Source organism: Algoriphagus vanfongensis DSM 17529 (genome assembly GCF_000429465.1).
GTDB classification, from domain to species: Bacteria; Bacteroidota; Bacteroidia; order Cytophagales; family Cyclobacteriaceae; genus Algoriphagus; species Algoriphagus vanfongensis.
Map to the genome: position 1 here is coordinate 29,376 of NZ_KE386906.1, position 10,920 is coordinate 40,295.

The 10,920-nt window shown below is 43.1% G+C and carries 9 protein-coding genes; all 9 read right to left on the bottom strand.

Annotated features, from left to right (window positions below; translation table 11 throughout):
• Positions 1–3 precede the first annotated feature (3 nt).
• The 9 genes from G460_RS0119045 to G460_RS0119085 all read right to left on the bottom strand — a co-directional run bounded on the left by G460_RS0119045 (position 4) and on the right by G460_RS0119085 (position 10,827).
• Positions 4–657 carry an outer membrane beta-barrel protein gene (locus G460_RS0119045; RefSeq protein ID WP_026956835.1) on the bottom strand — a complete coding sequence of 218 codons (654 nt, stop codon included), beginning with the start codon at positions 655–657 and terminating at the stop codon, positions 4–6.
• Position 658: 1 nt separating this feature from the next.
• Positions 659–1,393, bottom strand: a complete 735-nt coding sequence (locus G460_RS0119050; protein WP_084421447.1) for an outer membrane beta-barrel protein — start codon at positions 1,391–1,393, stop codon at positions 659–661.
• A gap of 20 nt (positions 1,394–1,413) precedes the next feature.
• Positions 1,414–2,454 (bottom strand): hypothetical protein, encoded by a 1,041-nt coding sequence (locus G460_RS0119055; RefSeq protein WP_026956837.1) that lies wholly within the window; start codon positions 2,452–2,454, stop codon positions 1,414–1,416.
• A gap of 12 nt (positions 2,455–2,466) precedes the next feature.
• The gene (locus G460_RS0119060; protein WP_026956838.1) at positions 2,467–3,021 is read right to left on the bottom strand and encodes a hypothetical protein; all 555 of its coding nucleotides are present in this window, start codon (positions 3,019–3,021) and stop codon (positions 2,467–2,469) included.
• 2 nt (positions 3,022–3,023) lie between these two features.
• On the bottom strand, positions 3,024–4,046 hold the full coding sequence (locus G460_RS0119065) for an HAD family hydrolase (protein WP_026956839.1): 1,023 nt from the start codon (positions 4,044–4,046) through the stop codon (positions 3,024–3,026).
• 52 nt (positions 4,047–4,098) lie between these two features.
• On the bottom strand, positions 4,099–5,637 hold the full coding sequence (locus tag G460_RS0119070) for an arylsulfatase (protein WP_084421450.1): 1,539 nt from the start codon (positions 5,635–5,637) through the stop codon (positions 4,099–4,101).
• Between the two features lie 154 nt (positions 5,638–5,791).
• On the bottom strand, positions 5,792–8,164 hold the full coding sequence (locus G460_RS22760; protein ID WP_026956841.1) for an OmpA family protein: 2,373 nt from the start codon (positions 8,162–8,164) through the stop codon (positions 5,792–5,794).
• A 4-nt stretch (positions 8,165–8,168) separates the two neighbouring features.
• A complete protein-coding gene (locus G460_RS0119080; protein WP_026956842.1) occupies positions 8,169–9,338 on the bottom strand; it encodes a hypothetical protein in 1,170 nt (389 codons plus the stop codon).
• A 7-nt stretch (positions 9,339–9,345) separates the two neighbouring features.
• On the bottom strand, positions 9,346–10,827 hold the full coding sequence (locus G460_RS0119085; RefSeq protein ID WP_026956843.1) for a hypothetical protein: 1,482 nt from the start codon (positions 10,825–10,827) through the stop codon (positions 9,346–9,348).
• Between the last annotated feature and the right edge of the window lie 93 nt (positions 10,828–10,920).

Consider the following 10,920-nt stretch of genomic DNA (forward strand, 5'->3'; position numbering starts at 1 on the left):
ATCTTAATTTTTTGGAATTCGGAATACCAATCCTCCGTCAAAGCCAAACTGGTATAGAGTCGAGTAGGAGCTCAGACCTCCGCCTACACCGCCAGTGCCGAAATAAAGTCCACCACCAATGGCTTGGGTTGCAGAAAGCAAGGATGCTTGGATACGAAAGGCGATATTATCTGCCAGCCAGAAGTTGGAGCCACCTCTAATTTGCCAAGAAAATTTAGTGGCAGAATTGGAGTTGCCATTGTCTGGATTGTCTACTCCAAAGATGCCCATTCCGACGCCAGCACCGGCAAATGGCTCTACCGTTTCATTGATCGGGAAGTAGCGTGTTCCGTTTAGCATTACCCAGTTGATGGCTACATCGAAGTTGGTGTTTTGAATGTTATTAAATATGCCTTGATCAAGGTAAGTTGTTGGAGCATTTGTGTCTTGTCTTAGGTATTGGATTTCGATAGCACCTCTATCTGGGATATGATATTCTACTCCCAGTCCCCATCTGAATCCATCCTGGATGGTTCCTTCAAAATAAGAGCTGGAAGAATAATAAGAGTCAACTTTATCTTTGAATGCATACCCAGCGTAGGTATTGACGCGTAGATCCTGAGCAAAACCAGTCTGTAGGATGAAAAGTAATAAAGGTAGAATTACTAGTTTTTTCATGTTATTGTTCGTTTTGTTTCATTTTTCCTCTGCCAACCGGAAGATTGGCATAAATCGCCCATTGGCTATGTTTCTGACTTCCTGCTTGATCTTTCAGGGCGTCATTGAATCCTTTGTGATGTCGGATACCGATTGCATTTATTTTGTCTTTGCCGACCATCATGCCGATTCCGATCAGGTACCCTATGTCAAATTTGCTGACCTGATCACTGATGTCTCGGCGGTATTCCACTAGGTCGTTGTTTTCTTCTACTTCGAAAATATCCCATGCTTTTAACCTCATAGATACTTGAGGGCCTAGCTCCAAAAACAATCGCTCAGTGCGATAATATCTAAAGGATAAAGGGACGCTGAGGTAATTGATCGTTCGGGCCGCGTTCGCTTCAGCAAAGAGGCTATTGATGTCTGGATTGTCAGATTCTGTAAAAGAGATACCTTTCACACCACGTCGGTATTTTGCGAGCATTTCCAGATTGAGCATGTATTTGTCGTTGAATTTGTGCCCGAAAAACAAGCCTAAGTTAAACGACCTCAAGTCTTTGGTGTCTGAGAAATTGGAAAAGTGATTGGTGCTTTCATTTAAGTGAATTCCGAAAAGATTGGTTTCAGAATTCAAGTCATCTCCGAATAGCAAGCTCATCAATACTTGAGATTTGGCCTCCTGAAGAGCTCCAGAGGTCATGAAAAGCGTCAGGTAGAGCGCAAAACAACTGAAATAGAATCGAGAGATCTGCATAAGAAATGTTTTGTCGCTGATTACTTATTTTTCTTTTTGAATCCAGCAAATCTCCAGTTGAGGTTGAGGAGAAATTGACTTCTTCTGCCAAATACACCCATTTCTGAGCGAAGCATCCAGTTTTTATTGTATTGAAACTGCGCACCTAAAATCATGTTAAAAGGAGCTGTCACTTCCTTGTCCAGCAGATACTCTATGGTGTCTTCGCCTGGATCTATTCCCTGTCCGAATTCATCCAGTTTGTTGATGATTTGCTTGGCTACGATTTTTTGAGCTGGAGGAAGAGTTTCTGCCCATTCGTTGAGTGTGCCTATCACATTGCCGCTACCGAAACCCGGAAATATCTGACTGATAGGTATAGATCCTTCGGTGTCATTTTGCAGGGCTTGATAGAAAGTACCTCCCCATACAGATAGATTTCGTTCTGGATTTCTCAATGAGGGGATGGTGTGACCGATACGAATACTAGAGTTGAATGCAGGCACCGGCTCCACGATGACGTCAATATCTGCGAAGTTGATATTATTGTCCCAAGCTACCCATACAGGCCCAACTGCACCGGTGAGAGTGCCACCAAAACCAAAACTTTTTGCCCTGAAATGCTGACTGGTTTCAAATCCTACAGGTGAAAGCAAGGTAATGTCGGTTTGGGTGGTTCCTCCTCCAAATATCCCGTAGACATTCAGAAAGGGCAAAACCCAGATATCCGGTCTCACGGTGTAGGCATTGGTAGTGGCTATTGTAGGACCAAATTTGATGAACTGACTTACATCCACCATTTCACTTCCTCCGAAACCCACCATCGTACTGTTGATAGTGATTTCTTGTCTTTGGGTGAAATAAATGAAACTGGCTCCCCAGGCATAAGGAAGGTCATATCCGGCCTTTGAGGCTTTCTTTCCCAAAATTGGAAGTGCATAGGGATAGTCCATCTGCTTCAGACTGTCAAAATAATCCTGATAGATGGGATTGAAGACTTTTTGGGCACCCTGACCGAAGCTTTGGTAGGTGCCTAATGAAATCAGAATTAAGGAAAGAAAAGCAAGTCTAAAAATCTTCATTAAGCGTGTGGTTTAGTCTCTTTTTTCCCAGATCTTCTTATTGAAAGCAATTCCAAAATTCCAGGAGTTATAGATTTCTTTTTTGTTTTCGTAGGAAAGATTGAGTGCTATTTCAAAATTTTCTGAAATCTCAAAACCGTACTCTGTCCCTAGTTTAAAAAAAGTAAGGTTTTCATTTTTTTCAAACTCATAGCCTGGTCCCACATAGAAGGACCAATGTCTTAAAGCATGGTAGTGAATCACCGGAGCTACTGAGAAGGGGTAGCTTCTTTCCAGTGTGGACTCGCCGTCTTCTACCTCAAAGGATTGAAGCTTTAAGTCCATCTGCAAAGCAACAGACCATTTGGGGTGAAAATAGTAATCAATATCTGCTCCCCATGCCGGAATGATTGCTACTTTTTTATCTCCTTCCGTAGCTGTAGGGACATGGGAATTGGCCATCATGATCGCAGCTCTGATTTTAGGCACATGTTCTTCTTCCAATTCCTCTTCAGTATTTTCTATTTCTTGGGAAAAAGAGCTAAATCCCACAAAAAGAAGAGCTACGGCAATAAACCAACGTTTCATTTTCAATCAGGGTAGATAGTTTTCCAATCATTTGCCATATCTACTACGATCCAGCCCTTCTTATCAGCATCATCCAGTCCTTTGGCAAATTGACCAATGTGAGAATCTCTATCGTAAGCGTATTCTCTTACTGAATCCGTGTGATGGATGTAAATGCCCAATCTAGGCCCTTGAGAATTGGTGGTGTAGTCGATCATTTGATAGTCTCCGTCTGAGTTGCCTACTGCGATTGTAGGTCTCATTCCTATGTTTTGGTGGATGCCTACTGGCTTGCCTTCTTTGTCATCAAAGTGATTCAATTCTGGCAACTTGACCACTTGGAGTTTGCCATCTTTTTCTTCGTATTTTGCTTTGAGTGATGACCCCACTACTTGATAAGGAGGTATCCCATAAGCTTCTTCTGCCCATACACGGATAAAGTCTATTCCTCCGCCTGAGACGATAAAAGTTTTGTACCCATTGGCTCTTAGGTACTCCAGTAGCTCTACCATTGGCTGGTAGATCATTTTGTTGTAGGCTTTGCCTGTTTCTGGATGAGTAGTAGACTCCAGCCATGTTTTGATTGAATTATTGAATTCATCTTCTGTCATACCGGCATGTGATGCCATGACAAGTTCTGCTAGGGCTTTTTCTCCTCCTGCCAAAGCTCCCTGCAGATCGTCTTTTAATATCGCTTGAATACTGGCAACATTTGCCCATTCAGGATGTGAGTCTGCGTTTTTTTTGATGAAATCAATGGCATAAAAAAGTTGGAAATACATGGGTTGCTCTCCCCAAAGCGTACCATCATTGTCAAAAACGGCGATTCTTTCATTTTCCGGGACAAAATCAGCACTTCCAGACTGGGTTGTCTTTTCTACAAATTGAACGATAGCGTCTCTTTGAGCACTTTCATTCCAAGAAGGAAGTATTGGAGCGGAGTTTACAATCGGATCCTCGCTGGTTTCAGCAGGTTTTGGGGTACAAAAAGTAGTCATTCCGATGACTATTAATCCCAAGTAGAAAGTTGGTTTGCTGTATTTCATGATTTCAAGGATAAAAAATGCAGATGGGGAATTCCCCATCTGCATGTTGTGATTAGTTAGATCTACCTGCTTCGATTTGCTTTTGGATTTTCTCCAAATTAAACGATCCAGGAGTTTGGCTTGGCGGATAATCTCCCATTGTCTGAAGGAATTTTCCTGCCATTTGTTGCATTGGAACCAATACAAATGCGTGGTCTAGGAACCAGTCATTGTATACAGTAGCGTTATGCTGTGCTTTTTCAAATGGATCTCTTCTCAAATTGAAAAGCAATGGAACTCTCAATTCTGTGAAAGGCTCTCTCCATACCTCGAAGGCAAAAGCTCTGTTTTCCAAGAAAACTGCTTTCCAGCCATCATATCTCATCGCTACGATTTGTCCATCGTCATTGACATAGATGAATTCTTTCTTAGGAGCTTCTTTGGTTTTGCCAGTCAAATAGTCCAATTGATTGACACCATCGATGTAGTTTCTGTAGTTTCTTCCAATTGCAGAATAACCATTTTTGATTTTGTCGGCGATATTTGGATCACCTGCAGCTGCTGCGAAAGTAGGCAACCAGTCCTCATGTGATACTATACCGTTATAAGTCACGCCAGCAGGGATTTTGCCAGGCCATTTGATGAAAGCAGGTACTCTGTAAGCGCCTTCCCAGTTGGAGTTTTTCTCAGATCTGAAAGGAGTAGTACCAGCGTCTGGCCATGTATTGTAGTGAGGGCCGTTATCTGTGGAGTAGAATACGATCGTGTTGTCAGCGATTCCCAATTCATCCAAAAGGTCCAAAAGCTCACCTACCATCATGTCATGCTCTACCATGCCATCACTGTATTCGTCTTGGCCTGAGATGCCCAAATGCTCTTCTTTGACGTGAGTTCTGAAGTGCATTCTGGTAGCGTTCCACCAAGTGAAGAAAGGCTTACCATCTTCTACTTGCTTTTTGATGAAATCTTTGGCAGCCGCGATAGTTTCCTCATCCACTGTTTCCATTCTTTTCTTGGTCAAGGGTCCCGTATCTTCGATGCGGCCATCAGAATAACTATGGACTACACCTCTTGGGCCATAGTTTTCGGCAAATGTCTTACCATTAGCCATCATCATATCTCCAGGATAATCTCTGTGCTCAGGCTCTTCTTCAGCATTGAGGTGATAGAGGTTTCCAAAGAATTCATCCCAACCGTGGTTGGTAGGTAGATGCTCATCTCTGTCTCCTTGGTGGTTTTTACCAAATTGACCAGTGGCATATCCCAAACTCTTCATGACACCTGCGATGGTGATGTCAGACTCTTGCCAACCTTCCTTGGCTCCTGGAAGACCTACTTTGGTCATCCCTGTTCTCACGGGTACATTTCCGCCCAAAAATGCAGCTCTACCAGCTGTACAGGATTGCTGACCATAATAGTCGGTAAAAGAAGCACCTTCTTTTGCAATTCTGTCAATGTTTGGAGTCATGTACCCCATCATACCACGGCTATTGTGGCTGATGTTCCAAGTGCCAATATCATCGCCCCAAATGACGAGGATATTGGGCTTTTCTTGGGCCTTGATCCCGAAGGAAGCCAGAAAAGCACTCAGTACTAAAATCGTTTTTTTCAAAATGTAGAGGGTTTAATTAAAAGATGTTTTCAAAATAATTGGGACTACAAATCTACGAACATCCCAAACTGATTACTTACTAAACTAGATGTTTTTTTAATGAATAACTGAATATTATAAAGATTGTTTGTGAATATTCTTTGGTTTTGGGAGATTAATTTTCTTTAAAGCGGACTTCTACTTTTCTGTCACCATCTGCAGAAGCCTTTGCACTACCTCGGATAATCAAGCCTCCCACATCTGCACTGATCCTACTCTCTGCTATGCCAATGGATATGAAATATGCTTTGACAGCATCTACTCTCTTTTGGGAAATCTGCAAATTGTAGCTGACTGAGCCGGTATTATCGGCATAGCCTGTCAGTTCCAGTCCCAATTCGGGATTGTCATCCAATACTGCTTTGACTTTTTGTAATTTTTCTTTCTCAGACTCTGCCAGCTCACTTTTATTGATGCCAAACAGGATCTCGACTTTACTTTGATTGAGCAGTGCATGAGAGGTGGATGGGATTTCTTTCTCGATAAAAACGGTGTCATTCATCCCGCCGATATCTACAATGCGCTGTAGACTGTCTATCAATATGGAATCAGCCTGTATTTGTGCCATCATGAGAGAGTCTCTTTGTGCTTGTTCTTCTGCTCTCTTCTTATCGCCGGAATTGGAAATGGCTGCTGTAGTAGCCGCAGTACCCCCTACTAAAAGGGCGTCTTTCAAAAGTTCATTGTTTTTCTCTTCGAGCTTTTGTTGCTTTTTCCTGTTCTTCTCCAGCTTTTTCGCAGTTTTCTCATCTACATTGTCATTCTCAATAAGCAATTCCTGAGGTTCTCTTTCCTCGGGTTCATAGGCTACTTGTTCAGGGATTTTTGCTGCAAAAGCCATCATCATCGCCGAATCACGAGTGGCTTGGGCGGAGAGCATCTCGGATCTGAATTGATCCATTTTCTCTTCAAACTCCTCTCTGCTCATCATTCCCGTAGTATCTTGGGCAGAGGCCATCGTTCTGCTCTGTGTACTGCTGAGCGTGCTATCTTGTAGATTAGCTACGCTATCTAGGTATAGCTCAGTGGGGCCTGTGGCAGAGTACAGGATTTTACTCGCTTGCCCTGGATAGATCAGCAACTGCTTCATCATTGCAGTAGAGTCCATGTAGTGAACTTCGTCATTTACTTTGACTGCATTGATAGAGTCCAGTTTGAATTCCAACTGGGAGTCAAGGGTATTCAAACTGGTCATTTGACCGTTTGCGATTGATTTTTCATTTTCCAAACTGGCAACACGCGCCTCGGTAATTTCAGAAGACACGGTACTGTCTCTTCTTGCCAGAGCAATCGTTTCATCGATTTGGCTAACCTGGCTTTGGCTTGCTAGCAGTTCATTTTGGATTTCTTCCCTCTGAGCGAGTAGGGAGTCTCGATAGACATCTAACTCTGCCAATGCCATCGAGTCCAATGTGGTACTGTCCCGCAAGAATTCTTTTCCTTCCCACCCTGGGAGTTGGATGACGGTGAAGTAATTGTTTGTCACGGGTGCTGCTGGAGTCGGGGAGACTTTGCTGGAATCAGCTTTTTCCATTTGCTTTTCTGACAGTTCTGTAGGCACAAAGGTGTAGCGCTGACTGATCACTGGAGGATTGAAGCTTTCCTTGTTGGCTCCCAAACTAAATTTGACGCCGATCCCGTGATAAATGTACCAGTCTGCTTTGCTGTTTTCCATTCCTCGGTAAGGATTGTCAGCAGATGGTGTATTGGTGCCGGGTAGGGCAGCGTAGGACTGGAAATCATTGTCGTAGCTGGTGCGATACATGCCGGAGACATCATCCAGATAGTCTGTAGCGGCTCTTTTAAAGTCTGATTGTGCAAAGATTTCAATTCCTTTTGCAACTCTAAACCGGAAGCCCAACCCTAGATTTGCGTACATAGTAGCTTTCTTATAGCCGCCCTCTACTTCGGTTTCGATTTCTCTCAGGCTCGTCTCAAAAGTGCCATCAGGTATGGTGTTGCTATTAGTATAGTCGTAGCGATTGCCATTTTCATCGAGCAAATCGCCATAGACATTGAATGATTGTACTCCGAGACCTAGCACGATATAGGGTGCAAAGAATGATTTTCCAGAAAGCAACCAATTGTTGTCAGGTTTGATGACAAAGGAAAGGCCACCATCTACAACATTTGTCTGGAAATTGAGAGCTCTGTCAAAATTCATACCTTCCTCATAAAGGGTTCCGTCATTTTTAACAAATCTATCTCCAGAGCCAAACTGGTAGCTCCCAGCTGTCAACATCAGTCCCACTGAGTTGCCCAGCGCATATTCGATGGATAGCTGGTAGGAGAGGTTTTCTGAATAATGATCGTAGCGCTTGTAGAGTTTGGTGAACTCTTCAAAATTTTTGATTCCCAAAGGCCGGATGTCTCCAAAATAATTGGTCGTACCGGCACTGACGCCAAATCTCCATTTGTAGCCATATTGCTGTCCTATCACTGGAGAAATAAAAAACAGCAGACCGATGAGTATTGCTAACTTTTTCATTTGCTTATTTTTTATTTCCAAAACCCAACCAGATTCTAAACTCGGCACTTAAACCCACATAGGGTTGAAAGCCATTGATATTGTTGCCGTCTAGCTGCTCAGTCGTCAAAAATGTCCCACCTGCATTGAGTCGGACAAATCTGAAAAAGCTATAGCCTAAGCCCACATAGACTGGTCGGTCAAATGCAGGGCCACTGATTCGCTCTCCCAGCGAGTTTTCGATGTCTCCTGAAAGAAACATGCCCGCACTGATTGACATGTTGCTCATAAATCTAGCAAATGTCCGGTTGCCCAAAGGGAATGAAAACCCGGCATATGGACTGTACACAAACTCTTGTTGTGGAAGGTTCTTGGACAAGGAGATTGCTCCGTAGCCGACGTTGATTGGGATAGAGTTTGCTTTTTTCTCGGTAGGATAGTTTTGAAAGTTTTTCTCATCCACTCGAGCTAGGAGATTGGTGGTGAGGTATTGATCTACTTCAGCAAATACGATGGCTTTCAATTCACTCAAATACTGCTGTGCATAAGCGCCTCTCGCATTGTCAGCTTCACTAAGCCCAGATACATTGTATTTAGCCTTACCCATTTTTAGTTTTTTTCGCTGCTCGAGCTTTTTCCTTGTCAAATCCGAAAAACCCGGAAAGGGCGCGCCATTGGGCATCTCAAAATAAAAAGCGCCTGCCTCTATGATTTTGTTCATGTTGTTGAGGATTTGCTCATCCGAATCCTCAAAGTGGATTCCTCCTTTTTTGACCGATGTGATCGTGGTCAAATAGGTGTCTAAGTTGGTTTGGATGAGCTTCCGGAGTTCCGCCACTTCTTCTTTACCAGCTTTTTGATAAAAGCCGATTTCTACGTGATAGTCCTCGTTGGATCGCAAGGGATCCTCGACAAGCGCCTGAAAAGAGTTTTCCTGATAGCCAAAGGGAGCTTTCCAGAAATAGGTGAATCCTGATTTTTCAGACTTCTTGGAGGGATATACTTCCACTTTGACCAGCTCAATGGAGCTAGGGATCGCTCCCCGGATGTAGAATTTTTCTTCCGAAGGCAAGGGCATTCCCCCGTTGATTTTACTTTGTATCAGGTCTAGATTGACCGTCGTCAATGATTCTTGAGCAAAACCAAAAGTCTGTATGCCCAATAGCATTATTATAGGTAGTAGCAATTTTCTCATGCTGCTTCTAGTTTAATTTTTTGAAATAAAAACTATATCCAATGATCGCCCCGATATTGGAGTATTTTGCTTTCACTATCGAAAGCACCCCTTCGATAGGAGGATTGGGGTCTGAGTCTGTGAAACTGGCCTCCTGAACATAAGCGTCCGTTCCGCCAAAACTATATGCGAGCCCCAAAGTCAAGCTGCTATGTTCTTTGTGATGAACCCCTCCAAACGTGAGATGGAAAATGTTCCATTGAGTAAATTCTGTGGTAAGTTGGTTGCCCAGAGACGGTTCCTCATCGAAATAGCTAAAGTCCGTACGGAAGCTACCCATCAGCTCAAGATTTTCTTTGACTCGATTTTCGTAAGCTATCGCAAAGTTGGTGACAGGCTTCATGGCGGTCTCTACATTAAGGAAATCTGCACTGGTGAATTGGTCGGTAAGCTCAGGCCTGATCAATAAATTAGGTTCTGCTTCGATCAATCTGTAACTGTCAAACCCGAAGTAATGCCCAATGTTTAAACTCAAACCTTGAGATCCCCATTGTTTTTTGATTCCCAATCCGATTTCTAGAGGGGATTTGAACTTCGCTTTGAGTTTTTCCTGCCGGTCAGAAGCATAGGCCGATACACGTTGGTCGGAGTTTTCTGGCTTGAGATTGGTCAGGGTCAAATCTTCCGCTACAGTCCCATTTCCGAAGAGATTCAGACTTGGGCTTGTGACAGTCATTCCTATTGCAAAACCATTTCCTTGATAGTTGAAACCTCCTTTGAGAGCGGATCTCACGGTTGAATAGTTGACAAACTGATTCTCGGTTCTGGATATTAAAATATAATCGACGCTGTTAGTCAAGGTTTTGGCAGCAAATCGAAACGAATAATCCACTGATCGTAGCGTGCTCAGCAACGAGACCCCATAACTGAAGTTGGGGTTGATTTTTTTACCAATCCCCAAGGCAAGTGTAGTCTCTTGTACGCGTGTGTTGACACCAGACTCAGCCAATAATTCTTCCGGTCCAGGACTTTCTGCTTCATCTACCAAGTCGCTGATGCGGTCGATCCTAGCGATGCCGTTAAATTTGAAATTGACAGGAGTCAATAGTCCGTAGTGAATTCTAAGTTTGTTTTTGAGGCTGAAAGAACCGCTGATCAGCAAGGGAAAGGAATTGAATTGAAGTCCTTTGAAATCAGCACGGTCTCCAAGTGCGTTTTCTACTTGAATACTTTCCAGTCCGTAAAAATTGGCATTGAGAGAAAGGCTACCTGAATCCAAGTAGGCCAAATTTCCGGGGTTGTAAAAAACGCCAGCATTGTCCAAAGTGTCTGTCAGAACTGCTCCGCCAAGTAATGCTGCACGTGTCCCAAACTGATTGCCCCAATGATGCGTGTCCTGAGCCCAGGTCAGGTGACTAATAAAAAATAGAAGTGGTAGCGCAATAAGAAACCTATTTTCTTCAAAAAAAGAAAAGGCCGCAAATGTAGATTGTTCTAAAAGTCTTTTCATCCAAAATTTGGTACTATTCGATTTGAAAATTGAACAATGAAAGTAGAATAGCTTGAATAATTGAATTGAAGTTAAATAAAATTAATGAATACC

Coding starts and splice junctions, on each gene's coding strand:
- G460_RS0119045 (WP_026956835.1), bottom strand. CDS start 657: ATGAAAAAACTAGTAATTCTACCTTTATTACTTTTCATCCTACAGACT.
- G460_RS0119050 (WP_084421447.1), bottom strand. CDS start 1,393: ATGCAGATCTCTCGATTCTATTTCAGTTGTTTTGCGCTCTACCTGACG.
- G460_RS0119055 (WP_026956837.1), bottom strand. CDS start 2,454: ATGAAGATTTTTAGACTTGCTTTTCTTTCCTTAATTCTGATTTCATTA.
- G460_RS0119060 (WP_026956838.1), bottom strand. CDS start 3,021: ATGAAACGTTGGTTTATTGCCGTAGCTCTTCTTTTTGTGGGATTTAGC.
- G460_RS0119065 (WP_026956839.1), bottom strand. CDS start 4,046: ATGAAATACAGCAAACCAACTTTCTACTTGGGATTAATAGTCATCGGA.
- G460_RS22760 (WP_026956841.1), bottom strand. CDS start 8,164: ATGAAAAAGTTAGCAATACTCATCGGTCTGCTGTTTTTTATTTCTCCA.
- G460_RS0119080 (WP_026956842.1), bottom strand. CDS start 9,338: ATGAGAAAATTGCTACTACCTATAATAATGCTATTGGGCATACAGACT.
- G460_RS0119085 (WP_026956843.1), bottom strand. CDS start 10,827: ATGAAAAGACTTTTAGAACAATCTACATTTGCGGCCTTTTCTTTTTTT.